Origin of the sequence: Kitasatospora sp. NPDC089913, from assembly GCF_044748625.1 — a bacterium.
GTDB lineage: Bacteria > Actinomycetota > Actinomycetes > Streptomycetales > Streptomycetaceae > Kitasatospora.
The window spans coordinates 195,639-219,713 of sequence record NZ_JBIVGI010000002.1; the positions used below are offsets into that span (position 1 = coordinate 195,639).

Annotated in this window: 20 protein-coding genes; 8 read left to right on the plus strand and 12 right to left on the minus strand. The window is 73.6% G+C overall.

The window, feature by feature from the left end; all coding sequences use genetic code 11:
* Positions 1 to 68 precede the first annotated feature (68 nt).
* The 8 genes from ACIPYS_RS05065 to ACIPYS_RS05100 all read right to left on the minus strand — a co-directional run bounded on the left by ACIPYS_RS05065 (position 69) and on the right by ACIPYS_RS05100 (position 9,170).
* Complete coding sequence (locus tag ACIPYS_RS05065) at positions 69 to 1,910, minus strand: BTAD domain-containing putative transcriptional regulator (protein ID WP_400743254.1); 1,842 nt, start codon at positions 1,908 to 1,910, stop codon at positions 69 to 71.
* A 1-nt stretch (position 1,911) separates the two neighbouring features.
* Positions 1,912 to 2,517 (minus strand): helix-turn-helix transcriptional regulator, encoded by a 606-nt coding sequence (locus ACIPYS_RS05070; protein WP_400743257.1) that lies wholly within the window; start codon positions 2,515 to 2,517, stop codon positions 1,912 to 1,914.
* A 76-nt stretch (positions 2,518 to 2,593) separates the two neighbouring features.
* Positions 2,594 to 2,914 (minus strand): hypothetical protein, encoded by a 321-nt coding sequence (locus ACIPYS_RS05075; protein WP_400743259.1) that lies wholly within the window; start codon positions 2,912 to 2,914, stop codon positions 2,594 to 2,596.
* Between the two features lie 282 nt (positions 2,915 to 3,196).
* Complete coding sequence (locus tag ACIPYS_RS05080; RefSeq protein ID WP_093863399.1) at positions 3,197 to 4,108, minus strand: LysR family transcriptional regulator; 912 nt, start codon at positions 4,106 to 4,108, stop codon at positions 3,197 to 3,199.
* A gap of 732 nt (positions 4,109 to 4,840) precedes the next feature.
* Positions 4,841 to 6,034: a glycine C-acetyltransferase gene (locus ACIPYS_RS05085; protein ID WP_093863398.1), complete on the minus strand. Its 1,194-nt coding sequence runs from the start codon at positions 6,032 to 6,034 to the stop codon at positions 4,841 to 4,843.
* Positions 6,035 to 6,072: 38 nt separating this feature from the next.
* A complete protein-coding gene (tdh, locus tag ACIPYS_RS05090) occupies positions 6,073 to 7,101 on the minus strand; it encodes an L-threonine 3-dehydrogenase (protein WP_093863397.1) in 1,029 nt (342 codons plus the stop codon).
* A gap of 453 nt (positions 7,102 to 7,554) precedes the next feature.
* Positions 7,555 to 8,211, minus strand: a complete 657-nt coding sequence (locus ACIPYS_RS05095) for a hypothetical protein (protein ID WP_400743264.1) — start codon at positions 8,209 to 8,211, stop codon at positions 7,555 to 7,557.
* Entirely contained in the window at positions 8,208 to 9,170 is a 963-nt protein-coding gene (locus tag ACIPYS_RS05100) for an ATP-binding cassette domain-containing protein (RefSeq protein WP_400743968.1), read from the minus strand. Before ACIPYS_RS05100 ends, ACIPYS_RS05095 begins: the two co-directional genes overlap by 4 nt.
* A gap of 262 nt (positions 9,171 to 9,432) precedes the next feature.
* On the opposite strand from ACIPYS_RS05100, the gene ACIPYS_RS05105 reads away from it, so the two are divergent.
* Positions 9,433 to 10,875 carry a serine hydrolase domain-containing protein gene (locus ACIPYS_RS05105; RefSeq protein ID WP_400743267.1) on the plus strand — a complete coding sequence of 481 codons (1,443 nt, stop codon included), beginning with the start codon at positions 9,433 to 9,435 and terminating at the stop codon, positions 10,873 to 10,875.
* Positions 10,876 to 11,012: 137 nt separating this feature from the next.
* Here the strand turns inward: ACIPYS_RS05105 and ACIPYS_RS05110 are convergent, their stop codons facing one another.
* Complete coding sequence (locus ACIPYS_RS05110; RefSeq protein ID WP_400743270.1) at positions 11,013 to 12,074, minus strand: ATP-dependent DNA ligase; 1,062 nt, start codon at positions 12,072 to 12,074, stop codon at positions 11,013 to 11,015.
* A gap of 161 nt (positions 12,075 to 12,235) precedes the next feature.
* Here ACIPYS_RS05110 and ligD point away from each other — a divergent pair, with 161 nt between their 5' ends.
* The 3 genes from ligD to ACIPYS_RS05125 all read left to right on the plus strand — a co-directional run bounded on the left by ligD (position 12,236) and on the right by ACIPYS_RS05125 (position 14,856).
* Positions 12,236 to 13,234 (plus strand): non-homologous end-joining DNA ligase, encoded by a 999-nt coding sequence (gene ligD, locus ACIPYS_RS05115; RefSeq protein ID WP_400743971.1) that lies wholly within the window; start codon positions 12,236 to 12,238, stop codon positions 13,232 to 13,234.
* Positions 13,235 to 13,309: 75 nt separating this feature from the next.
* Positions 13,310 to 13,966, plus strand: a complete 657-nt coding sequence (locus ACIPYS_RS05120) for a GNAT family N-acetyltransferase (protein ID WP_400743273.1) — start codon at positions 13,310 to 13,312, stop codon at positions 13,964 to 13,966.
* Positions 13,963 to 14,856, plus strand: coding sequence for an aminoglycoside phosphotransferase family protein (locus tag ACIPYS_RS05125; protein ID WP_400743276.1), 894 nt, complete (start codon positions 13,963 to 13,965; stop codon positions 14,854 to 14,856). Before ACIPYS_RS05120 ends, ACIPYS_RS05125 begins: the two co-directional genes overlap by 4 nt.
* Positions 14,857 to 14,938: 82 nt before the next feature.
* Here the strand turns inward: ACIPYS_RS05125 and ACIPYS_RS05130 are convergent, their stop codons facing one another.
* Positions 14,939 to 15,553, minus strand: a complete 615-nt coding sequence (locus ACIPYS_RS05130) for a hypothetical protein (protein WP_400743279.1) — start codon at positions 15,551 to 15,553, stop codon at positions 14,939 to 14,941.
* A 109-nt stretch (positions 15,554 to 15,662) separates the two neighbouring features.
* The gene (locus tag ACIPYS_RS05135; RefSeq protein ID WP_400743282.1) at positions 15,663 to 16,859 is read right to left on the minus strand and encodes an 8-amino-7-oxononanoate synthase; all 1,197 of its coding nucleotides are present in this window, start codon (positions 16,857 to 16,859) and stop codon (positions 15,663 to 15,665) included.
* A gap of 90 nt (positions 16,860 to 16,949) precedes the next feature.
* On the opposite strand from ACIPYS_RS05135, the gene ACIPYS_RS05140 reads away from it, so the two are divergent.
* The 4 genes from ACIPYS_RS05140 (at position 16,950) to ACIPYS_RS05155 (ending at position 23,010) form a co-directional block, all read left to right on the plus strand.
* Complete coding sequence (locus tag ACIPYS_RS05140; protein ID WP_400743285.1) at positions 16,950 to 17,534, plus strand: WXG100 family type VII secretion target; 585 nt, start codon at positions 16,950 to 16,952, stop codon at positions 17,532 to 17,534.
* 25 nt (positions 17,535 to 17,559) lie between these two features.
* Positions 17,560 to 19,824, plus strand: a complete 2,265-nt coding sequence (locus ACIPYS_RS05145; protein WP_400743288.1) for a hypothetical protein — start codon at positions 17,560 to 17,562, stop codon at positions 19,822 to 19,824.
* A 163-nt stretch (positions 19,825 to 19,987) separates the two neighbouring features.
* Complete coding sequence (locus ACIPYS_RS05150) at positions 19,988 to 20,461, plus strand: hypothetical protein (RefSeq protein WP_093863387.1); 474 nt, start codon at positions 19,988 to 19,990, stop codon at positions 20,459 to 20,461.
* A gap of 56 nt (positions 20,462 to 20,517) precedes the next feature.
* Complete coding sequence (locus ACIPYS_RS05155; RefSeq protein ID WP_173862310.1) at positions 20,518 to 23,010, plus strand: RNA helicase; 2,493 nt, start codon at positions 20,518 to 20,520, stop codon at positions 23,008 to 23,010.
* A gap of 120 nt (positions 23,011 to 23,130) precedes the next feature.
* Here ACIPYS_RS05155 and ACIPYS_RS05160 read toward each other — a convergent pair whose 3' ends face one another.
* The gene (locus ACIPYS_RS05160) at positions 23,131 to 24,066 is read right to left on the minus strand and encodes a hypothetical protein (protein ID WP_400743291.1); all 936 of its coding nucleotides are present in this window, start codon (positions 24,064 to 24,066) and stop codon (positions 23,131 to 23,133) included.
* Positions 24,067 to 24,075 lie beyond the last annotated feature (9 nt).

Below are 24,075 nucleotides of genomic sequence, written 5' to 3' on the forward strand. Positions count from 1 at the left end.
CGCAAGGTTTCCGCTTCTTCGCGAGGGCGTCGCCGCCGCGGCCGGGCGGCCCGCGCCGCGCGGCTCGCTCAGTGCAGGTGGACCGGCACCCGGTCGGCGGTCCGGCCCGCCCGCTCCCGGGCGTACGCGTACAGCAGCGCGGGCATCTCGTACCGCACGGTGTGGGCCAGGCCCTCCGCGCCGGCGACGGTCAGCAGGCTCGCCTCCAGCAGGTCCTCCAGCACCCGGACGGCCGCCGCCGGGTCGCAGTCCAGCACCGCGGCCGCCCGGTCCAGGGTGAACACCGGCCGGGCCAGCAGGCCCAGCCGCAGCACCGCCCGGTGCGTGGCCTCCGGCAGCTCGCCGACCGACTCCGCCAGCCGCACCCGCACCAGCGGGTCGCCCCCGCACAGCTCGTCCAGCAGCGCCCGGCCGCCGCTCAGCCGCGCGCCGTACTCGCCCAGCGGGACGTGCCGCAGGAACGCCAGCCGGTCGGCGACCAGCCGCACCCCGAGCGGCAGCAGCCCGGTCGCCCGGACGATCCGGGCGGCGGACTCCCGGTCCGCGTCGACCCGTTCGGCACCGATCGTCCGGCCCAGGAACTCCACCGCCTCGTCCGCCGTGAACGGTGGCAGCCAGACCCGGTGGGCCCCCTCCAGTCCGATCAGCCGGGGCCTGGCGGTGACCACGACGGCGCTCTCCCCCGCCTCCGGCAGCAGCGCCCGCACCTCGGACTCGCGGCGGGCGTCGTCGACCACCACCAGCGCGCGACGCCCGGTCAGCCACAACTGCCAGGCCCAGCGCGGGTCCGGGCAGTCCGCTACGGGCGACGCACCGGCCGGCCCGTCCCGTTCACCGCAGGCGGTGGCGGCCAGCAGCTGGCGCAGGACGTCCTCCAGCGGGCGGAGGCGGCCGTCCTCCCCGCGCAGCCGGACGAACAGCCGACCGTCCGGGAAGTGCTCGGCCAACCGGTGCGCGGTGTGGACGGCGAGCGCGGTCTTGCCCGCGCCGAGCGGCCCGGTCACCACCGCCAGCCGGCCGGCGCCGCCGGTGAGCACCTCGGCCAGTCGGCGCACGGGGGCCGCGCGGCCGGCGAACGCGGGCGGGTCGGTGGGCAGCAGGTTCGGCGCCGCCCGGTGCGGGCGCGGCACCGGTGGCCGCAGCTCGGCGGGCGGTTCGGAGCGCGGCCGGACGGGGCCGGCGTCGCAGAGCAGCGAACGGTAGAAGCGCGCCAGGGCCGGACTCGGCGGCAGGCCGAGTTCATGGGCCAGCGCCTGCCGCAGGTCGTCGTAGACGGCGAGTGCCTCGGAGCGGCGCCCGGCCTGGCACAGGGCGGTCATCTGCAGCATCCGCAGCCGTTCGCGCAAGGGGTGCCGCTGGGCGGTCTCGGTGGCGCGCTCGATCGCCTCCGCCCCGCGCCCGGCGGCGAGTTCGGCATCCAGCCAGTCCTCGAACACACCGAGGAAACGGCGGTCGAGACGCTGGGCGGCGCTGTCGATCAGGGGGACGTCCCGGAACCCGTCGAGCGCCGAGCCGCGCCACAGCTCCAGCGCCTCGGCGAGCGCCCCCGCCCGGGCCCGCTGTTCGAAGCGGAGCGCGTCGAGCTCCACCTCGGCGGTGTGCAGGACGTAGCCGCCGGCCCGGTGGCTGATCCGGGTGACCACGGAGCCGGGGCCCGGACAGGACTCCGGGGCGGACTCGGGACCGGCCAGTCGGCGCAGCCCCGAGACGTACACCTGGAGGTTCTTGCGGGCGGTGCGCGGCGGCGCGTCGTCCCACAGTGCCTCGACCAGGGAGTCGGCCGACACCCGGGTATTCGCGTGGGACAGCAGCGCCGCCAGGAGAATCTGTTGTTTCCGGGATCCCGGATCGACCGCCCGGCCGTTCTCCAGCACGTGCAGCGGCCCGAGAATCCCGAATCTCACCGCCATCTCACGCCAACTTGATGACGAAGGAATGCCCTTCCACCTCGGCGTCCGAAACAGCGTCCAGGCGCTGTTTCACGGAATTGAGGACGGCGACCTCGTCCTCGCTGAGCCGGGACAGCACGTCCCGTTGCTCCAGTGTCAGCAGGTCGACCGGGTTGCCCGCCTGCCGGAGGGCGGCGAGGGCGTCGAATGTCATGGTCCCCTCCTTCTCGGATGCCAGATCATCATCACCGTCGTCCGGGAGGCCGTCCATGAGACCTTTGGGCCAGAAACCCCGCCCGTCGGGGGAGGACGCGAGAATCAGTGCGAGCAGTCCGGCCTGCAGTCTTGACCGGAGTCCCAGTTTCGCCAGAATGGCGGTGACGAACCGTTTGACGGTGCGCTCACTGATATTGAGTTCGTAGGCTATCGAGCGATTGTCGTACCCGAGGCCCAACAGCTTCAGCACGGTCCGCTCCCGGGGCGTCAGCTCCCGGGTCAGCGGCAGCGCCGCCGCCGGCGGTAGCGGCACCCCCGGCGCGCGCGGCGCTCCGCACGCCGGACACACCGGATCTCCACCACCCATCGACGGGATCCCCCCTCCGGCGGCACACCACTGCGGTGCCCTCATGCTGACGCTCCGGTCGGACACCGGCAAGAGGTCGAACGTGCCCGGATAATGCCAACATCACGCCCGGGAGCGGCGGTCAGGCCTCGCCGAACGGCTCGTCGCTCCACCGGAACCAGGCGCGCCCGCCGTCGACGTGCAGCAGGAACTCGGCCACCGGCCCCGTCGGCGCCAGCAGCGACAGCGCACCGGCGATCCGCTCGTAGCTCGCGTCGAACCGCTCGTACTCCTCCGCCTCGAGCAGCGCCAACGACTCCTCGAACCACGGCCGGACCTCACCGAACGCCGCCGTCGGCACGAACCGCCCGTGCAGCCACGGGAAGTCCGCATCGTCGATCACGATCTCACCGAGCTCCTCCCCCTCCCGCACCAGCCGCCAGCTCTCCCCCAGGAACCCCACCCGGCACCACCCGTCCTGTAGTCCGTCGATCGTCGTCCCTGGCGCTCGTCGTCGTCCGCCGGAGGCCCCGCCCGGAGGCCCGCCGCCCCTTGCCCGTCCCTCGCCCGCCCCGAGGTACCCCGCGCCCGTCGTCGCGGGCAGCGGGCAGCGGGCACCGAGCAGCGGGTTGCCCGAGCCACCACCTTCGCCCTGTGTCCGCACTTTGCAAAGTGCGCTTTGCAAAGTGCGGACACGGGCCGAGGCCGCCCGGGGCGCCGCGATCGGCGGCGCCCCGGGCAGAGGTCAGAGGGTGGTCGGGGCGGCTTCGGCGAGCGCGTCGAGGACCGGGCGGATGAGCGGGTGCCCGTCGGCGCCGGCGCGGACGGCGGCGAAGACCCGGCGGGTGGCGAGGGCGCTGTCGACGGGACGGACGGCGACCTGCGCGAGGTCGACACCGAGGAGGGCCGAGCGCGGGACCAGGGCCACCCCGGCACCGGCCGAGGCGAGGGCGACGACGGCGCGGAAGTCGTCGGAGGAGTGCACCAGGCGCGGCTGGAAGCCCGCGTGCTCGCAGGCCAGCAGCACCACGTCGTGACACGGGTTGCCCGGGTAGGGGCCGATCCACGGTTCGTCGCCGAGGTCGGCCATCGCGATCGGGCCCTCGGCCGAGGCCAGCGGGTGGGCGAGCGGAAGAACGGCCTCGAAGGGCTCGGCGTAGAGCGGGACGCGGGTGAGCCGGGCGTCGTCGGCACGCGGGGCACCGCGGTACTCGACCGCCACGGCGAGGTCGGCCCGACCGTCGAGCAGCATCGGCAGGCTGGCGTCGCCCTCGGCGTCGAGCACCTTGAGCCGGACGCCCGGGGCACGGGTGGCGAGCGTGCCGATGGCGGGCGCGAGGACGAGGGAGATGCCGGTGGCGAAGGAGGCCACGGTGACCTCGCCGGAGACGCCCGCGCTGTAGGCGGCGAGATCGGCCTCGGCCCGTTCGAGCTGGGCGAGGACGGCGTCGGCGTGACCGAGCAGGATCTCCCCGGCCGCCGTGAGCCGCACGCCACGGCCCTCGCGGGCGAGCAGGTGGTGGCCGGTCTCCTGCTCCAGCGCGGCCAGCTGTTGCGAGACGGCGGAGGGGGTGAGGTAGAGCGCGGCCGCGGCCGCGGTCACCGTCCGGTGGTCCGCCACCGCTCGCAGGGTCCGCAGCCGTCTCGCGTCGATCACAGGCCAATTCTGCCAGCGTCGGCGGGGCCGCCGGGGCGGGGGTGACGAACCGGTCGGGAGTGACAGCGGAGTGGGAAGTCGGCCCCGCCGACTTCCCACTCCGGGCAACACCGCGTGCAGGACTCGGGCAACCCCGTCCCGTGCCCGGACCGCCCTCTCTCGGCCCTCTCACCACCTCTCTCGGCACTTTGCAAAGTCACACTTTGCAAAGTGCCGAGAGAGGGCGATCCCCTTGATTCCCGGGCGATCGGCCCCCCTAGCCCCCCTTCCCGCACTTTGCAAAGTGTGACTTTGCAAAGTGCGGGCCTCGGAGAAGCGGTGAGGGAGCGAAGGGGTGCAGGAAGGACGGACGGACAGCTGGAAGGCAGGGAGGAGAGGAGCCAGGAAGGAGAGGAGCAGGAAGGGAAGGAAGCAGGAAGGCGGGCGGCAGGAAGCGGTGCAGCGCGTCGGGCGAGCGCGGACGGCAAGGCCCCGGCCCCGGAAACCGCGAACGGGAGTGGGAAGTCGGTCGGGCCGACTTCCCACTCCCGCGGCGGGAGGGTGGGGCAGGTGGTCTTGGTGCTGTGCGATGTCGGCGGGGCCGGCCCCGCCGACATCGCACAGCGGTTCGGGAGCCCGTGGCACGTCCGGTTCCGAGCGGACGTGCCACGGGCGATCGAGGGGGGAAGGGCCACGGCAGGGACCGTTCCCGGTGGCCGCCGCCGGAGCGGTGACCGCGGCGGCGCGGGAGGGCTACTCCCCCAGCGCGGCGCGCGCGTCCACGAAGGCCGCGACGGCGCGCTCGACGTCCTCGGTGGTGTGGGCGGCGGAGAGCTGGACCCGGATCCGGGCCTGGCCGTGCGGGACGACCGGGTACGAGAAGCCGATCACGTACACACCGCGCTCCAGCAGCAGCTCGGCGAGCCGGCCGGCCTTCGCCGCGTCGCCGATCATCACCGGCGCGATCGGGTGGTCACCGGGCAGGATCTCGAAGCCCGCCTCGGTCATCCTCGAGCGGAACAGCGCGGTGTTCGCCGCCAGCCGCTCCCGCAGCTCGTTCGAGCTCTCGACCAGGTCGAGGACCTTCAGCGAGGCGGCCGCGATGACCGGCGCGAGCGAGTTCGAGAACAGGTACGGACGCGACCGCTGGCGCAGCAGCGCGACGATCTCCCGGCGCGCGGCGACGTAGCCGCCGGAGGCGCCGCCGAGCGCCTTGCCGAGGGTGCCGGTGATGATGTCGACCCGGTCCATGACGCCGTGCAGCTCCGGCGTGCCGCGGCCGCCCGCGCCGACGAAGCCGACGGCGTGCGAGTCGTCGACCATCACCATGGCGTTGTAGCGGTCGGCGAGGTCGCAGATCTCGCGCAGCGGGGCGACGTAGCCGTCCATCGAGAACACGCCGTCGGTGACGATCAGGCGGCGCCGGGCGTCCTGGCTCTCCTTGAGCTGCTGCTCCAGGTCGGCGAGGTCGCGGTTGGCGTAGCGGTGGCGGCGGGCCTTGCACAGGCGGATGCCGTCGATGATGCTCGCGTGGTTGAGGGCGTCGGAGATGACGGCGTCGCGCTCGTCGAGCAGGGTCTCGAAGACGCCGCCGTTGGCGTCGAAGCAGGACGAGTAGAGGATCGTGTCCTCCTGGCCGAGGAACGCGGAGAGGCGGTCCTCGAGCTGCTTGTGCACGTCCTGGGTGCCGCAGATGAAGCGCACGGACGCCATGCCGTAGCCCCAGCGGTCGAGCGCGTCCTTGGCGGCGTCGAGCACCTCGGGGTGGTCGGCGAGGCCGAGGTAGTTGTTGGCGCAGAAGTTGAGCACCTCGCCCGGGGTGCCGCCGGCGGTGACGGTGACGGCGGCGCTCTGCGGGCTGCCGATGACGCGCTCCGGCTTGAAGAGGCCGGCCTCACGGATCTCGTCGAGGGTGGCGGCGACCTCGTCGCGCACGTTGTCGAACACAGCTGCTCCTAATCGGATCGTCGGATCGGCGAGGGTGCTCAGGCGGTCCAGTCGAGGATGACCTTGCCGCAGCGGCCGCCGGCCGCCTCGTCGAAGGCGGCCTCGAAGTCGGTCGCGGCGTACCGACCGGTGATCACGGGGCTGAGGTCGAGGCCGCCCTCCAGGAGGACGGACATCGCGTACCAGGTCTCGAACATCTCGCGGCCGTAGATGCCCTTGATGGTGAGCATCGAGGTGACGACAGAGGCCCAGTCGATCGGGAACTGCTCGGCGGGCAGGCCCAGCATGGCGATCTTCCCGCCGTGGGTCATGTTCGCGATCATCGACTGCATCGCCTCGGGCCGGCCGGACATCTCCAGGCCGACGTCGAAGCCCTCGCGCAGGCCGAGCTTCTGCTGGCCCTCCTCGATGGTGTGCTCGGCGACGTTGAGCGCCAGCGTGACACCGACCTTGCGGGCGAGGTCGAGGCGGTACGGGGAGACGTCGGTGATCATGACGTTGCGGGCGCCGGCGTGCTTGGCGACGGCGGCGGCCATGATGCCGATCGGGCCGGCGCCGGTGACCAGCACGTCCTCGCCGACCAGCGGGAAGGACAGCGCGGTGTGCACGGCGTTGCCGAACGGGTCGAAGATGGCGGCGACGTCGAGGTCGACGGGGACCCGGTGCACCCAGACGTTGGAGGCGGGCAGCGCGACGTACTCGGCGAAGGCGCCGTCGCGGTTGACGCCGAGGCCGACGGTGTTGCGGCAGAGGTGGCGGCGGCCGGCCAGGCAGTTGCGGCACTTGCCGCAGACCAGGTGCCCCTCACCGCTGACCAGGTCGCCGACGGCGATGTCCGCGACGCCGGCGCCGATCTCGGCGACCTCGCCGACGAACTCGTGGCCCAGCACCAGCGGGGTCCTGATCGCCTGCTGCGCCCAGCCGTCCCACTTGCGGATGTGCAGATCGGTGCCGCAGATGCCGGTGCGCAGCACCTTGATGAGCACCTCGCCCGGGCCGATCGCCGGGGTGGGGACGTCCATCAGCCAGAGTCCCGGCTCGGCCTTCTGCTTGACGAGTGCCTTCACGGCGGTGGCTCCTGACGCACGGTGGGGCGGCCTGGTGTGGGCAGGCCGACGAGGCCCGGCGGTGGCGGCCCCCGGGAGGGCCGGAGGGTGGTGACGGGGCCGGGGTCCTGGTGTCGGTCCTGGCGTCCGTAATCCGGGCAGGCAGAAATCTGCCTGGTCGGAGGGGGTGCGGTCCATCGAGGAATTCTTAAGGGCCGCGACAGCTGGGCTGAACGATCGTGCCCGAGCTGCGCCCGGGGCCCGTCGCGGCATGCCGGTCGGCACCCCGACGGCGGAGCGCGCGGGGCGCGTTCGGGGCGCGCGGAGCGCCCGCCCGGCGACCTCTGGGGCCACGACCGAGCCGGTACCGGGCTCAGGACCGGGCGGCGGGGCCGGGCGCGGGGCGGGGCTCAGGGCCGTACGCGGTACCGGGCTCAGGGCGAGCGCAGGACCGACACGGGAGATCCCGCCCGGTCAGTCCCGTCGGACCGCGACGGCGTGCGCCACCACTGCCGCCGCCCCGAGCAGAGCTGCCGCGAGCGCGAGCAGCAGACCGGTCGAGCCGACCAGCTCCGCCGACCGGTGGTGGCCGGAGAGCCGGGTGAGCAGGAGGTTCACCGGCGGCAGGCCCTTGCCGAGGGTCAGCACGAGCAGCAGGACAAGGGCGAGCAGCAGTCCGTACCCCTGCCGCCGGACCACCGGCCGGGCGGCGAGCAGGCCGACGGCTGCGCCGGTGCAGCCACAGGTGAGCTGGGCCTCGGCGCCCAGGAGCAGATCGACGGGGGTGGGGTCGTGGGTGCCGACGAGCAGCGGCAGGACCAGGCCGAGGACGGTGAGGGGCAGGCAGACCACCAGCGCGGCGAGGACGGTCCCGGTGGCCAGGCGGCGGTGTCCGCCGGTGGCGGCCGTCACCACCGCCCGGTGGGTCGGGTCCTCGAGCCCGGCGAGCGCCGTGGTGAGCCAGGTGGCGGCGAGCAGCATCGCCAGGCCGGAGGCCGCGTGGGTGGCGGTGAGCGGGCCGGTGTCGTTGCTGGTGAGCACGGTGACGAGGGCGGTGAACAGGAGCAGCGGGGCGAGGTAGCGCTGGGAGAGCAGCAGGGTGGTGAGCCGGTAGCGGACGAGGGCGGTCATCGGGCGGTGGACCTCGGGGTGGGCTCGGCGGACGGGTGGGGGGCGGCGACCGGTCGGGACGCGACGGCCGCTTCGGACTCCGGCCGGGTGACGGCTCGTACGGACCAGTGGTCGCGCAGGACGGCGAGCAGGACGGCGTCGGTCCTGGACGGGTCCACCCGGAGGTGGAGTTCGGCCCCGCGGCGCTCGGCGGCGAGGACGCCCGGGAGGTCGAGGACGCCGGGGAGGTCGGGGACACCGGGGAGGTCGGGGAAATCGCGGACACCGGCAGGGTCGGCCCCGCCCGGGCGGGTGAGGACCACCAGCGCCGACAGGTCCCCCGCCGCCGCGACGGGACCGGCCCGACGACCGACCCGTCCGCCGGCGACGGTGTGCACGGCGGTGGCATGGGTCCGGGCGAGGGCTTCGCGGTGGTCCGTGAACACCACCGCCCCGCCCGCGGCGGCCACCTCGGCGAGGATCCCGGCGAGTGCGGTGTGGGCGGCGGCGTCGAGGCCGGACCACGGTTCGTCGAGGACGAGGAGGTCGGGCGGCACGAGCAGGGCCTGCGCGAGCGCGACCTTCCGGGCGTTGCCCTTGGAGAGGGTGCGCAGCTCCGCGTCCGGGCCGCCCGCGAGGGCGAGCCGGTCCAGCAGCCGGCCGGCGCGGTCCCGGGCGGTGGTGGTGGTCAGTCCGCGGATGCGGCCGAGGTGGGTGAGGAGGGAGACGGCGGTGAGGCGGTCGGGGGCGGTGAAGCGGTCGGGGACGTAGCCGACGGCGGCCCCTCGGGCGGTGACCGGTCCGGTGCGGCGGCCGGTGGTGGGGCGGGCGACGCCGGCCAGGATCCGGAGCAGGGTGGACTTGCCGGAGCCGTTGGCGCCGAGGACGGCGAGGACGTCGCCGGGTGCGAGGCTCAGGTCGACGTCGCGCAGGATCCAGCGGCCCCGTCCGTAGCGTTTGCCCACGGCTTCGCAGCGCAGCAGCACCTCGGTGTCCCCCTCCGTCGGTCGGGCGGTCGGCACCCTACTCGGCCGCCGGTAGGGGCCGGGTATGGTGCGGGCCGCGGCGGTGGTGGCGCGACCGGGGCCGGGCCGGGTGGCTGACGGGTGGGCCCGTTCGGGCCAGCGGGCCGCCGCAGGGCGCGCGGTGGCGGTGACCGGCGCATACGGTGGCGATCGCTCCCCCTTGCGGGCCCGTGGAGCGGTGCTCCGGGCCCGTCCGGCCCAGAGAGGCGCCTCGACGATGACGAACCACGACCGCGTGCCGAACCGTGCGACGACGGCCCGAGCCACGACTTCACGCCGCCCGGGTGCGGCCCGCGCGGCCGCGCCCCGGCCCGCTCCGGCGGCAGTCGCGCTGGCGCTGGCCGGGCTGCTGGCTTCCGCCGGGTGTTCGGGCGGCTCGTCCGGCGGTTCGCCGGCGGCCGGGGCGGTGACGGCCGTCCCGGCGGCGCTCAGCCCCTCGGCCTCGGCCTCGGTGTCGGGCCCGAGCGCGAGCGCGACGCTGCTCAGCCCCTCGCCGACCACCCCCGCCGGCCCGAGCCCGTCGGTGCTGCCGCTGACGCCGGACGTGACGGCCCGGTTGGACTCCGCGGTGCAGCGGGTGCTGACCGAGGCTTCGGTGCCCGGCGTGATCGTCAACGTGTCGACACCGCAGGGCGAGTACCTGAAGGCCTTCGGTGTCTCCGACAAGGTCGCGGGCACGGCGATGGTGACCGGGCTCAACATGCGGATCGGCAGCGAGACCAAGACCTTCACCGTCACCGCGCTGCTGCGCCTCGTCGACCAGGGCAAGGCCGGTCTGGACGACCCGATCGGCAAGTACCTGACCGGGGTCCCGAACGGCGGCACGATCACGCTGCGCCAGCTCGCGGACATGCGCAGCGGCCTGTTCCCGTACACCCAGGACGAGGACTTCGTGACGGCGCTCCAGTCGGATCCGCAACGCTCCTTCACCCCGGACCAGTTGCTCGCCTACTCGTACAAGCATCCGGTGGGATTCGCGCCGGGCACGGAGTTCGAGTACTCCAACACCAACACGGTGCTGCTGGGCCAGGTGGTCGAGAAGCTGGGCGGGCGACCGCTCGGGGACTTCCTGAAGAAGGAGGTGTTCGATCCGGCGGACCTGGGCCGGACGGTGTTCCCGACGACGAACGCGTTCCCGCAGCCGCACGCCCGGGGCTACACCGACCAGACGGCGGACGGGGCGATCGCGGACGCCACCGACTGGAATCCGTCCTGGGGTTGGGCCGCGGGGGCGATGATCTCGGACCAGGCGGACATGAAGAAGTGGGCCAGGGTGCTGGCCACCGGCACGCTGCTGACTCCGCAGACGCAGGCGCAGCGGCTCCAGCCGCAGCCCTCGGCAGTGCCGGACACCTGGTACGGGCTGGGGGTGTTCTACAACCACGGGTGGATCGGGCACAACGGCTCGCTGCCGGGGTACCAGACGGTGGTGGTGTATCTGCCCTCCGCGCAGGCCTCGTTGGTGGTGCTGCTGAACACCGACATCTCGTACAAGGGGTCGGCGCCGTCGACGCTGTTCGCGAAGGCGATCACGGAGATCGTCTCGCCCGGGAACGTGTACGACCTGCCGTCGGCCCCGGCGGGCGGGGACGAGCCCTCGCCGACGGCCGACGCGTCGGTGTCGACGTCGGTGACGCCGCCGGTGCCGTCGGCGGCATGACGGGCGGCGGACCCGACCGGCCGCGACGTGACCGGCGACGGACCCGACCGGCCGCGACGTGACCGGCGACGCAACCGACGAACGCAACCGACGAACGTGACCGGTCGTCACCAGGCGCAGGTGCTCCGCAGGAGCCGTCAGCCCCCGAGCACCTGCGCCAGGTCGTAGGAGACCGGTTCCTCCAGCTGCTCGTACGTGCAGCTCTCCGGAGTGCGGTCGGGGCGCCAGCGGCGCCACTGCGCGGTGTGCCGGAAGCGGGTGCCCTCCATGTGGTCGTAGGCGACCTCGACGACGCGTTCGGGGCGCAGCGGCACCCAGGAGAGGTCCTTCTTCCCGGTCCAGCGGCTCTGCGCCCCGGGGAGTCTGGCGTCGGCGTGGGCGGCCTCGTCGGCCCACGCTCCCCAGGGGTGGCCGGCGAGGTCGGTGGTGCGCAACGGCTCGAGTTCCTCGGCGAGTTCGCGGCGGCGGGCCATGCTGAAGGCGGCGCAGACGCCGACGTGCTGGAGGCGGCCCTCGGCGTCGTGGATCCCGAGCAGGAGGGAGCCGACGACGGGTCCGCTCTTGTGCTCGCGGTAGCCGGCGACCACGCAGTCGGCCGTCCGCTCGTGCTTGATCTTGTACATGGCGCGTTCGCCGGGCCGGTAGGGCTGGTCGAGCGGTTTGGCGACGATGCCGTCCAGGCCGGCGCCCTCGTACTGGGCGAACCAGGTCTCGGCGAGGTCGCGGTCGGTCGCGGCGGGGGCGGTGAAGACGGGGTCGGCGGCGTCGGCGAGGGCGGTCTCCAGGGCGGCGCGGCGGGCGGCGAGCGGCCGGTCGACCAGGGACTCGTCGCCGAGCGCGAGCAGGTCGAAGGCGACGAACGAGGCGGGGGTGCGTTCGGCGAGCAGTTCGACCCGGCTGGCGGCGGGGTGGATGCGTTCGAGGAGTTCCTCGAAGCGGAGCCGGCCGTCGCGGGCGATGACCACCTCGCCGTCGAGCACGCAGCGCGGGGGTGTTTCGCGGCGCAGGGCCGTGACGAGTTCGGGGAAGTAGCGGGTGAGGGGTTTGCCGGTGCGGCTGCCGATCTCGATCTCGTCGCGGTCGCGGAAGACGATGGCGCGGAAGCCGTCCCATTTGGCCTCGTACTGCATGCCGGGCGGGATCTTCGCGACGGACTTGGCGAGCATCGGGGAGACGGGCGGCATCACGGGCAGGTCCATGCTCCCGATCCTCGCGCCGATCCCGGCCCGCCGCGCGACGGCGCGCGACGGCGCGCGGGTGCCGCGACCGCCCGGAGGCGCCCCGGGATCGGGACGGGCGCCCAGGTCAGGACAGGCGCGGTGGGCGGCGCGCGCTTAGCGTGAGTGGCATGGGCTCTGCCGTGGAACTGGATGTCGCCGGGCGCACCGTCCGGCTCTCGAACCCCGACAAGGTGTACTTCCCGGAGCGTGGCTTCACCAAGCTGGACGTCGCCGAGTACTACCTCGCGGTCGCGGACGGGGTGCTGCGCGGGCTGCGGGACCGGCCGACCACGCTGCAGCGGTTCCCGGACGGGGTGGAGGGCGAGTTCTTCTACCAGAAGCGGGCCCCGAAGGGCCTGCCGGACTGGCTGCCGACCGCGCGGATCGCCTTCCCGAGCGGACGCTCGGCGGACGAGATCTGTCCGACCGAGCCGGCGGCGGTGCTGTGGGCGGCGAACCTCGGCTGTCTGACCTTCCACCCGTGGCCGGTGCGCCGCTCGGACACCGACCATGTGGACGAGCTGCGGATCGACCTGGACCCGCAACCGGGCACGGACTTCCGGGACTCGGTGCGGGTCGCGCACGAGCTGCGCGCCGTGCTGGAGGAGCACGGGCTGCGGGGGTGGCCGAAGACCTCGGGCGGGCGCGGGGTGCACGTGTACGTGCCGCTGGTGCCGGAGTGGACGTTCACCGACGGGCGGCACGCGGTGATCGCGCTGGGCCGGGAGCTGGAGCGGCGGCTGCCGGGGCGGGTGACCACGGCGTGGTGGAAGGAGGAGCGCGGGGAGCGGATCTTCGTCGACTACAACCAGATGGCGCGGGACCGGACGATCGCCTCGGCCTACTCGCTGCGGGCCCGGCCGCGGGCGACGGCGTCGACGCCGCTGCTGTGGGAGGAGCTGGACGACGCGCTGCCGGAGGACTTCGACCTGCGGACGGTGCCGGTCCGGTTCGCGGAGGTGGGTGATCCGCACGCGGGGATGCAGGGCGAGGCGTTCCGGCTGGAGGCGCTGCTGGAGCTGTACGAGCGGCAGGTCGCGGACGGTGCGCACGGCGAGTTGCCGTATCCGCCGGACCATCCGAAGGCGGCGGGCGAGCCGACCCGGGTGCAGCCGAGCCGGGCCCGGAGGAAGACCTGACGTGATCACGTAGGCTGGTCGCCCACGAAGATCGTCAAGAGATCACCGAAGAAGATCACCAGGGGGCGGGGAGCGATGGCTGCACGGGGGCTGCGGGAGATTCTGGCGGACGCGGGGGGCGGGGTGTTCCCGCCGTCGGACGGATCGGTGACGGTGGTGGCGCAGCCGTCGCCGCGCGAGGCGGGGGTGCTGTCGTTCTCCGCGCACGCGGTGGTCTTCACCGACGAGGACCCGGACTGGGTGCGGGCGACGCTGGCGGCGACGCCGAGCGACCCGTTGGCCGCGCCGCTGTGCCCGCCGTTCCTGACCGCGTTCGCCCGCCGCACCGGCCGGGAGAACGGCAACATCGACCTGCTGACGGTGGCCGACCGACTTCCCGGCGCGCCACCGCTGGCGCTCGCCCCGGTCGCGGACCGGGAGCACCCCCGGGTGGTGCGCGCGCTGCGGTACCGCGAGGACGTGCGGGTGTTCGAGGCCGACGGCGGGAGCGGGGTCCTGGTGCTGGGGCGCGGCGTCGCCGGGCGCTGGGAGTGTTCGATCGAGGTCGGTCCGGCGGCCCGCGGCCGGGGTCTGGGCCGGGCGCTGGCGCTGGCGGCGCGGCACCTGGTCCCGGACGGCGATCTGGTCTGGTCCCAGCAGGCGCCGGGCAACGCGACGAGCGTGCGGGCCTTCCAGGCGGCCGGCTACCGGCCGGTGGGCGCGGAGACGCTGCTGGTGGTGGGGCAGCCGTGAGCACCGGCCCCGAGGCCGGGGCCGCCGACCTCACCACCGTCCCCGAGGAGGTGCGGGACCGGCTGGTGAGCCGCTTCGGGCCGGACGCCCGGGAGTGGTGCGCGGGGCTGCCCCGACTGGTGGACGGCCTGGCCGGGCGCTGGGGGCTGGCGGTGCGGGCGGCCGGCGGCGGCGGAACGTCGCGGGTGTTCCGCTGCGAACGGCAGGCCGACGGGGCGACGGTGTGGCTGAAGCTGACGCCGGACGCCGAGGTGGCCCGGCAGGAGGCGGTGGCGCTGACCGCGTGGCGGGAGGTGCCGTCGGTGGTGGGGCTGCTGGCGGAGGACGTCGGGGCCGGGGCGCTGCTGCTGGCGGACGTCCGGCCGGGGACGACGCTGCGCGAGCGCGGTTGGCGGCCGGCGGAGGTGGCCGGGACGCTGACCGCGATGCGTTCGGTGCCCGCTCCGCCCGGTACGGCGCTGCCGTCCCTGGCGGAGCGGCTGGACTTCCTGTTCGAGCTCACGGAGCGGCGGGCTCCAGGGGTGTCGACGGCGGGCGCCCGGGCCCTGGCCGGGGAGCTGACCGGCGCCGGTGGTCCGGTCGGACTGGTCCATGGCGACCTGCACCCGTCCAACGCGCTGCTCGGCCCGGACGGGGCGGTGGCGATCGATCCGCGCGCCTGCCTGGGCGACCCGGACTTCGACCTGGTCGACTGGGCGCTCGACGGCGTGGCCGATCGGGCGGCGCTGTCCGCCCGGATCGCGGAACTGACCGACCTGGTCGCGGGCGCGGACGCCGACCGGCTGCTCGCCTGGTGCCGGGTGGGGGCCGTGCTGATCGCCGCTCCGCGCGTCGCCGCCGGCCGCCGCGACGACGGCACGGTGTTCCTGCGGGAGCTGGCAGGGCTGTAGCGGTCCGCCTGCGGGAGCCGGCGGGGCTGTAGCGGTCCGCCAGCGGGAGCCGGCGGGGCTTCATCGGCGCCGGCCCGGTGCGTCAGCCGGAGGACGGACCGGGGCCGCGGCGGTCCGGCCCGGAGGGCGGGCGCAGCCGGAACCGTCCCGTCGTCGTCGGCCCGCGGCGGGGCCGCCGGTCCTGTTCGTCCTGCTCCAGCTCCCGCCGGAGGTCCGCCAGGTTCGTGGAACCCTGCCGGAAGTCGTACGACTCCAGGCCCGCGAGGTCGAGGTCCCGGCGGAGGGCCGCGATCGCCAGATTCCGCCACCGGTAGAGGTCCTTCGGTCGCGGGCCGCCGTCCCGGGCCCAGCCCCGGCAGCAGTGCCGCAGGCCGAGGACGGCGCCCCGGGCGGTGGCGGTCGCACACATGCCGCCCGGCCCGTAGAACCAGCCGTTGAGCGCCGCCGCCACCTGCCCCGCCACCTCGGGGGTGAGCGGGGGGCCGGCGGCGTGCGACAGTCCGCCCAGGATCCGGAAGACCTCCGGGTAGGCCTCCAGTCTGGCCTTGTGGAGCTCCAGCGCCCAGCCGGACTTGAGGTCGGTCAGCCACCGGGCCCGTTCCCGCCGCTGCTGGGCGAGGGTCAGCGCCGCGCCGACGGCGGCCACCACCAGGGCGACGAGCCCCGACAGCAGGGCCGTGACGATCTGTTCGCTCATGGCCCCCGCCCCGTCACCGGCCGTCCGACGGGCCCATGATGGCAGCCCGATCGGCCGTCAGCAGCCTTTCGCGGAAAGCGAGTTGTTCGCCGTCGTCGGGCCGGGTGCGTCACCCGACGGTGCGGGCGCCCTCCGGGGCGGTGTCGGTGACGGTGCGGACGGCCTGCGTGATCTGCTCGTCCGTCAGGTCGCCGCGCGCGGTCAGCCGCAGCCGGGAGATGCCGTCCGGGACGGACGGGGGACGGAAGCAGCCGACGGCAAGACCGGCCCGGCGGCAGTCGGCGGCCCAGCCGACGGCGGCCTCGGGACCCGGGGCGCGGACGGACACCACGGCCGCGTCGGGCGTGGAGGCGTGCAGACCGGCGGCGGTGAGGCGGGCGGCCAGGGTGCGGGCCACCTCGCGGGCACGCTCGGCGCGGTGGGGTTCGGCGCGCAGCAGCCGCAGTGCGCCGAGGGCGGCCCCGGCCGCGGCGGGGGCGAGGCCGGTGTCGAAGATGAAGGTGCGGGCGGTCTCGGTGAGGTGGCGCACGACCCGGCGGGGGCCGAGCACGGCCCCGCCCTGGGAGCCGAGCGACTTCGAGAGGGTGACGGTGGTGACCAGGTCGGGGGCGCCGGCGAGACCGGCGGCGGCCGGGGCGCCGCTGCCCCCGGGGCCGAGGACGCCCAGGCCGTGCGCGTCGTCGACGAGCAGCGCGGCACCGAACCCGCGGGTGACGGTGGCGAGTTCGGCGAGCGGGGCGGCGTTGCCGTCGACCGAGAAGACCGAGTCGGTGACCACCAGCGCCCGGGGCCGCTCGCGCCCGGCGAGGATCCCGGCGACGGCCTGCGGATCGCTGTGCGGGGCCCGGTGGACGTCGGCCCGGGCAAGCCGGCAGCCGTCGATCAGCGAGGCGTGGTTGTAGGCGTCGGACACGATGAGGGTGTCCGGGTCGGTGAGCGCGGTGAGCGCGGCCAGGTTGGCGGTGTAGCCGGAGGAGAAGACGAGCGCGGCCTCGGCCCCGCAGAAGTCGGCGAGCTCCTGCTCCAGCTCGGTGTGCAGCGCGGTGGTCCCGGTCACCAGCCGGGAGCCGGTGGCACCGGCGCCCCAGCGCAGCGCGGCCTCGGCGGCGGCCCCGGTGACGGCGGGGTGGCGGGTGAGGCCGAGGTAGTCGTTCCCCGCGAGGTCGAGCACCGGATCGTCGGCGGGCCGACTGCGCAGCGTGCGGGTGAGCCCGGCCGCGGCCCGCTGCTCCGCGGTCTCGTCGAGCCAGTCGAAGACGGCGCCGGGAGCGAGGGTGCGCGGTTCGGGCGCGGTGCGGTTGACCATGCCCGGCACTCTGGCACGGCGGACGCGCACCGGGCAACGTGCGCCGGGGCACACGGCCGGACCAGGAAGCACCTGGACAACACTTCTGCAATGAACAGAAGGCACCTTCCATTCACCTCCCGTTTCCTCTTTTCGGCCTGGATCTTCCGGTTGCCGCAAAAACGGCCGATCGTTCGCGCTCCCCCGGTAATGTCCCCACCACTCGAACATTCCTGGGGGGACGAGGTGGCAGACCTCGAATTCGAGCGACGGATGAACCCGTGGCTCTTCGACAGTTCCGGAAACCTCACCGAAGAGGCGAAGAAGCAGTTCCCGGACCTGGCGGCGACCGCCACCGGTGCACCGCCACCGATCACGTTCCAGCCGGGCGGCGGGGGGCCGTCCGTCAAGGCGAACCCCGGCATGATCCGCCAGGCCGGGACCAACGCCACCGCCCTGCGCGAGTCGGTCCGCACCGAATGCGGGCAGCCCGCGGGGCATGTCACCGGCGCGATCGCCGCCCTGGCGGGCTGGAGCCTGTCCACCGCCCTCAGCACCGCATGGAGCGTCTGGTCGGGCCAGTCGCACACACTCGGGGAGGCGGTCGGGACGATCGGCAAGAACCTGCACACCACTGCGCAGAACTACGAGAGCACCGAGACCGCGATCCACAGCCAGTTCGCGCAGCAGCACTGAGGAAGGGACGAAGCGGCAGACCGCCATGGTCACGTACACCCAGCTCCAGAACGTCGACCTCGCCGGCCTCAACTCGGCGGCGACCGACTTCGAGAAGATGGTCCGGTCCTGGGACCTCTCGACCAGAATCCAGAACGAGGTGATCGGCCCGGTCCAGCAGTCCGGCTGGCACGGGCCCAGTTCGGAGTCGGCCGCCACCGCCCTCACCCAGGCGCGCGACCAGATCCGGGCCGCGTTCGAGGAGGCCTCCGCGATCGCGCGGACCCTGCGCGACGCGCACGACGAGTTCACCGCCGCACAGAAGGACCTCCGGACGGCGGTCCACAACGCCGCCGAACTGGGCCTGACCGTCGACGCCCAGGGCAACGTCCACTGGCCGCCGGCCACCGACCCGGCCGACAAGCGCGACGCCGACTACGCCAAGGCCCAGCAGGCCAATGCCCAGGGCGCCGCCCAGGAGATCGGCAAGGCCCTGGACCGCGCCACCGAGGCCGACTCCGCGGCCGCCCTGGCCCTCGCGATGGACACCGGGAACGACACCAAGAGCTTCAACAGCACCCCGCTGGGCAGCGTCGCCGACGCCGAGGCCAAACAGGCCGCCCAGATCCTCAGCCTCGGCAGGGCCGCCAGCGACACCCAGCTCGCGCAGTTGCAGGCGCTGCTGCAGCACCACTCCGGCGACCCCCGCTTCGCCACCGCCTTCTACGGCGGCCAGGACCCGGGCACGTTCCTCGCCTCCTACGGCTCGCTGGCGCAGAGCGGCGACTTCTCCGACAGCCCCGCCCGCAAGGCCGCGGTCAAGGGCATCCAGGAAGGGCTCGGCCTCACCCTGGCGACCGCCACCAGCACCGGACAGCAGCCGCACCTGCCCGCCGACTGGGCCGACCGCATGCGCCGGGCCGGCAGCCGCCACGTCCAGATCGCCCCCGGAGCCGCCTACGACTCCAGCCCGTACGGCTACCAGATCCTCGGCAACATCCTGAAGCACGGCAACTACGACGCCGCGTTCCTGAAGCCGATCGCCGAGCACGTCACCCAGCTCACCCAGGAGAACCCTGCCCGCTGGGACGCGGTGGCCATGAAGGGCGGCGCGCCGTTCCAGGAGTTCTGGTTCACCGGCACACCGGACGACAAGGGCAACTACCACGGGTTCAACCCGATGGGCTCGGTGCTGAACGCGCTCGGGCACAGCCCGGACGCCGCCGCCAAGTTCTTCACCGACCCGCCGACGACGTACTGGCCGGACGGCTCGGTGAAGAGCACCGGCGGGACGAACACCTACCTGACCCTGCTCGCCGACACCGGAGAGCGCTCGCTGCTGCGCGACGTCGCCTACCCGCTCGGACCGAACAGCGGCAGGGCGGGCCCGCTCCAGGTGGAGGCCCTGGGTCACGCCCTGGAGGCCGGGGCGACCGGCCGGGCGTACGACGACGAGACGGGGCCGCTGCCGCCGCACAACGAGGCGATGAACCAGACCATGCAGCAGGCCGTGGGCCTGTTCGGCGGGAAGGACGCCTCCGCGCTGCTGTACGGCGAGGACGCGCCCTTCGGCGACCTGCAGGGCTCCCTCGGCAAGATGACCGGCGCCTACATGGGCGACGTGCAGACCGCCCTCGGAGGTCCGTCCACCCGTCTGCCGATCAACGGGGAGCTCGCCGGCCTCCCCAAGGAGAACCTGCAGCACCTGCTGGTCACCCTCGGCCACAATCCGGAGGCCTACGCCTCGGTGGCCGCCGCGCAGCAGGCGTACACCACCGCGGCGATCAACGACGTACTGCTGCACCCGTCCGACCACGGCGACCTGACGTCCGCGGCCCTCGCGTCCGCCGCGCCCGGTGGCACGGTCGCCGGGCTCCTCAGCAGAGGCATGACCGACGAGGTCTTCACTCAGGGAAAGAACAACGACGAGGAGTACAACTCAGCCGTTTCGAACACACGCGAATGGGCGGGCACGATCTGGGAGACGACGGCCGGATCTGTCCTGGAGACCCGGGCGCCCATCGTCGGTCCGCTCGCCAACAGCATGGTCGACAAGATCATGGACGGTATCGCCGAGAGCTACCTGGTGAACACCGAGGCGGAGACCACCAACAAGGCACAGGCGGCCCAGAACCACGCGCTGGCGGGCGCGCAGGGGTCCGTCCAGGACGCGATCCGGGACGGGGCGGCCCAGGCCGGCCTCGAACGGAAGTACCTCAACGACATGGCGCCCGCCGTCGAAACCGCGATCGCCGGCTCGTTCGCCGCCGGCACCAACATCCTTTGGCAGGTGACCCATGAGAAGGACTGACACGGTGCGGAGCGGCCGACGAGGGCAGGTCACCGTCGCAGCCGCGGCTGCGACGCTGGTGCTCCTCGGTGGCGGCCTGTGGTGGTGGCAGCCCTGGAAGTCGGCGGACGTACCGGTCGGCGCGTGCTGGGGAATCGTCACGGCGGGGAACCTCCGAACGCTCATGAGCGACGAAGGGAAGGCTGTCGAGGTACCGACCGACGCCGACCTGTCCGGCCGCAGTGCCACGGCCGATTGCTACGTCAGTTGGCGACCGGAGCAGACGGACCCCGTGGTGAGAATCGAGGTGAGGCAGGTCGACGAACGCTCGTACCGCGCCACGCGCGACGAAGCGACCGAGTGGGTCCGCGTCGGACAGAGCACGGAGCTCGCCTTCGGAACCGGGGTCGAGGGGTGGCTTCAGGACAACTACGCCCCCCTGCTGATCCTGAAGTGCGACAGCGGCCGATCGGCGCGGCCAGAGGCCGTCTACCGGAAGATCTCCGTCTGGGGCGACTTCCTCACCTCGGACCTGCCCCGGCCGGAGCGCACCCAGCTCTTCGTCGACCTCGCCCGCCGCACCGCCGCCGAGGTCGTCCGCCAGGAGGGCTGCCCCGACGTGCGGATCGCCGACCGGGCGCCCGCGGTGGCGGGGTAGCTTTGCCGGGGGTGGCGGCGAGCAGGCAAGATGGGGCGGTGACCCTCCTTGATCTGATGCCGAAGCCCGCCACGCCCGACGCGCTGTACGAGACGTTCGCCGCCTGGGCGGAGGAGCGCGGGATCTCGCTGTACCCGGCTCAGGAGGAGGCGCTGATCGAGCTGGTGTCGGGGAACAACGTGATCCTGGCGACGCCGACGGGCTCGGGGAAGAGCCTGGTGGCGGCGGGTGCGCACTTCGCGGCGCTCGCGGAGGGGAAGCGGACGTTCTACACGGCGCCGATCAAGGCGCTGGTGTCGGAGAAGTTCTTCGACCTGGTGAAGATGTTCGGGACCGAGCAGGTCGGCATGATGACGGGTGACGCCTCGGTGAACCCGACGGCGCCGATCATCTGCTGCACGGCGGAGGTGCTGGCGCAGATCGCGCTGCGCGACGGCGCCCGGGCCGATGTCGGCCAGGTGGTGATGGACGAGTTCCACTTCTACGCGGAGCCGGACCGCGGCTGGGCCTGGCAGATTCCGCTGCTGGAGCTGCCGCAGGCGCAGTTCCTGCTGATGTCGGCGACGCTGGGCGACGTGCGGCGGTTCGAGGAGGACCTCACCCGGCGCACCGGACGGCCGACGACGGTGGTGCGCAACTCGACGCGCCCGGTGCCGCTGTTCTACGAGTACCGCCGCACCACCATGCACGACACGCTGGAGGAGCTGCTGCAGACCGGCCAGGCGCCGGTGTATGTCGTGCACTTCACCCAGAAGGAGGCGGTGGACCGGGCGCAGTCGCTGATGAGCATCAACATGTGCTCGAAGGCGGAGAAGGACGCCATCGCCGAACTGATCGGGAATTTCCGCTTCACCACCAAGTTCGGACGCAATCTGTCGCGTTTCGTCCGGCACGGGATCGGTGTGCACCACGCGGGCATGCTGCCCAAGTACCGGCGCCTGGTCGAGCGGCTCGCCCAGGCGGGTCTGCTGAAGGTGATCTGCGGGACGGACACGCTCGGGGTGGGCGTCAACGTTCCGATCCGCACGGTGCTGTTCACCGCGCTGTCGAAGTACGACGGGCAGCGGGTGCGGATCCTGCGCGCCCGGGAGTTCCACCAGATCGCCGGACGGGCCGGGCGGGCCGGGTTCGACACCGTGGGCCAGGTGGTGGCGCAGGCGCCCGAGCACGTCATCGAGAACGACAAGGCCGTCGCCAAGGCAGGCGACGACCCCAAGAAGAAGCGGAAGATCGTCCGCAAGAAGGCGCCGGAGGGCTTCGTCGGCTGGTCCGAGGAGACCTTCCAGAAGCTGATCGGCGCCGATCCGGAGCCGCTGGTCTCCCGGTTCAAGGTGACCCACGCGATGCTGCTGTCGGTGATCGCGCGGCCGGGCAACGCCTTCGAGGCGATGCGCAAGCTGCTCACCGACAACCACGAGGACCGGGCCGCGCAGCGCCGGCACATCCGCACCGCGATCGCCATCTACCGCTCGCTGCTGGAGGGCGGCGTGGTGGAGCGGCTGCCGGAGCCGGACGCCGAGGGCCGGATCGTGCGCCTCACCCTGGACCTCCAGGAGAACTTCGCGCTCAACCAGCCGCTGTCCACCTTCGCCCTGGCGGCCTTCGAACTGCTCGACCCGACCGAGCCGTCCTACGCGATGGACGTGGTGTCGGTGGTCGAGGCGACCCTCGACGACCCCCGGCAGATCCTCGCCTCGCAGCAGAACAAGGCGCGCGGCGAGGCCGTCGGCGAGATGAAGCGCGACGGCATCGAGTACGAGGAGCGGATGGAGCGGCTCCAGGAGATCACCTACCCGAAGCCGCTGGAGGAGCTGCTCACCCACGCCTACGAGGTGTACCAGCGGGCGCACCCGTGGATCGGGGACCACCAGCTCCAGCCGAAGTCGGTGGTGCGGGACCTCTACGAGCGGGCGATGACCTTCTCGGACTACGTCGGCTTCTACGAGCTGGCCCGCACCGAGGGCATCGTGCTGCGCTACCTGGCCGGCGCGTTCAAGGCGCTGGAGCAGACCGTCCCGGAGGACGTGAAGACCGACGACCTCAAGGACGTCATCGCCTGGCTGGGCGAGCTGGTCCGCCAGGTCGACTCCAGCCTGCTGGACGAGTGGGAGCAGCTGGCCAACCCGACCGGTCCGCAGACGGCCGAGGTGGCGCTGGACGACAAGCCGGCGCCGGTGACGGCGAACGCGCGGGCGTTCCGGGTGCTGGTGCGCAACGAGATGTTCCGCCGGGTCGAGCTGTGCGCGCTGGAGCACTACGACGAACTGGGCGCGCTGGACGGCGAGTACGGCTGGGACGCGGACCGCTGGGCGGACGCCATGGACGGGTACTGGGACGAGTACGACGACCTGGGCACCGGTCCGAACGCGCGCGGCCCCAAGATGCTGATCATCGAGCAGGAGGACTCGGCCTGGCGGGTGCGGCAGATCTTCGACGACCCGGAGGGCGACCACGACTGGGGCATCAGCGCCGAGGTCGACCTCTTCGGCTCGGACGAGGAGGGCCGCGCGGTGCTGCGGGTCACCGCCGTGGACCGACTGGGCGGCTGACGGACCGTCATGAATGGCTGACGGTTCGTCAGCGGCCCTGACCGGCCGACGGACCGGGGGAGGGGGCGGGCCGCGGCCCGCCCCCTCCCCCGTTCGGCCCCTGGGGCTGCGTCCGGGCCGCTACATCCAGACGAACGGCACGCCCGCGCTGTGCGAGACGGCCCGGGTGGCCTCGTCGAGCAGCTGGTCCAGGCCGGGAGTGCTCGCCGAGGGCACCGGCAGCGGACTCACCGGGGGCACGGACGGGCCGCCGGCGGGCGGGGCGGAGGCGGTACCGGAGGGCGCACCGGGGACGGCGGTACCGGGGGCGGTGGTGGGCACCGGCGTCGGCGCGGGGGGCGCGGCCACGCCACCGGGGTACATCTCGGCGGGCCGGGAACTGGCCACCGTCACGTAGTGGCCGACGAGTTCGACCCGCGGCTCGATGGCGGGCCGGGCCGATCCGGCCGGCAGCGCGGGCGCGGCCGAGGCGTCCGGGAGGATGAAGGCCACCGATCCGGACTTGGCGTGGAGCGCCTCGACGGCGCGGGCCGCGGCCGCGGCGTCGGTGAAGCGCAGCAGGGTGACGCTGCTCAGCACGGGCCGGTCCTGGGCGGTGAAGCTGACCGCGAGGTAGCCCTTGCAGCCGGGCTCGCGCAGCAGCTCCAGGGTGCGGTCCTGGAGCACCTCGGTGCAGTTGTCGCCGCGCCGCACACCGGAGCGCTTGCCCTTGTAGGAGCCGGACTCCACGATCCGCTGGGCGGGGAAGTAGGCCTCGACGTCGAGGGCCTCGGGGTCGACGAGCGTGCGCTGCGGCGGGTCGCCGACGATCGGCGGGGTCTTGGACTGCTCCTTGCTGGAGGGACCGAGCCCGGGTATGTAGTCGCCGGGCGTGGGGCGGGTGACGATCCAGCCGCCGGCGGCGACCACGCCGACGACGGTGATCCAGCCGACGACCCGTCGGGCGGTCACGCGTCTGGGCCGGTGGGTCCCGTCCGGCCGTTCGGACACGTCGTACCCCGGCCGCTCCGCCGGTGATTCTGCCGATGACGGGGCGCGCTCCCGCTGCGTGGTCATGCGGCCGAT

Excerpts from the sequence above, each read along its gene's own strand:
- ACIPYS_RS05065 (WP_400743254.1), bottom strand. The coding sequence starts at position 1,910 with ATGGCGGTGAGATTCGGGATTCTCGGGCCGCTGCACGTGCTGGAGAAC.
- ACIPYS_RS05070 (WP_400743257.1), bottom strand. The coding sequence starts at position 2,517 with ATGAGGGCACCGCAGTGGTGTGCCGCCGGAGGGGGGATCCCGTCGATG.
- ACIPYS_RS05095 (WP_400743264.1), bottom strand. The coding sequence starts at position 8,211 with ATGACCGCCCTCGTCCGCTACCGGCTCACCACCCTGCTGCTCTCCCAG.
- ACIPYS_RS05105 (WP_400743267.1), top strand. The coding sequence starts at position 9,433 with ATGACGAACCACGACCGCGTGCCGAACCGTGCGACGACGGCCCGAGCC.
- ACIPYS_RS05110 (WP_400743270.1), bottom strand. The coding sequence starts at position 12,074 with ATGGACCTGCCCGTGATGCCGCCCGTCTCCCCGATGCTCGCCAAGTCC.
- ACIPYS_RS05120 (WP_400743273.1), top strand. The coding sequence starts at position 13,310 with ATGGCTGCACGGGGGCTGCGGGAGATTCTGGCGGACGCGGGGGGCGGG.
- ACIPYS_RS05130 (WP_400743279.1), bottom strand. The coding sequence starts at position 15,553 with ATGAGCGAACAGATCGTCACGGCCCTGCTGTCGGGGCTCGTCGCCCTG.
- ACIPYS_RS05135 (WP_400743282.1), bottom strand. The coding sequence starts at position 16,859 with ATGGTCAACCGCACCGCGCCCGAACCGCGCACCCTCGCTCCCGGCGCC.
- ACIPYS_RS05140 (WP_400743285.1), top strand. The coding sequence starts at position 16,950 with ATGAACAGAAGGCACCTTCCATTCACCTCCCGTTTCCTCTTTTCGGCC.
- ACIPYS_RS05145 (WP_400743288.1), top strand. The coding sequence starts at position 17,560 with ATGGTCACGTACACCCAGCTCCAGAACGTCGACCTCGCCGGCCTCAAC.
- ACIPYS_RS05150 (WP_093863387.1), top strand. The coding sequence starts at position 19,988 with ATGAGCGACGAAGGGAAGGCTGTCGAGGTACCGACCGACGCCGACCTG.
- ACIPYS_RS05155 (WP_173862310.1), top strand. The coding sequence starts at position 20,518 with ATGCCGAAGCCCGCCACGCCCGACGCGCTGTACGAGACGTTCGCCGCC.
- ACIPYS_RS05160 (WP_400743291.1), bottom strand. The coding sequence starts at position 24,066 with ATGACCACGCAGCGGGAGCGCGCCCCGTCATCGGCAGAATCACCGGCG.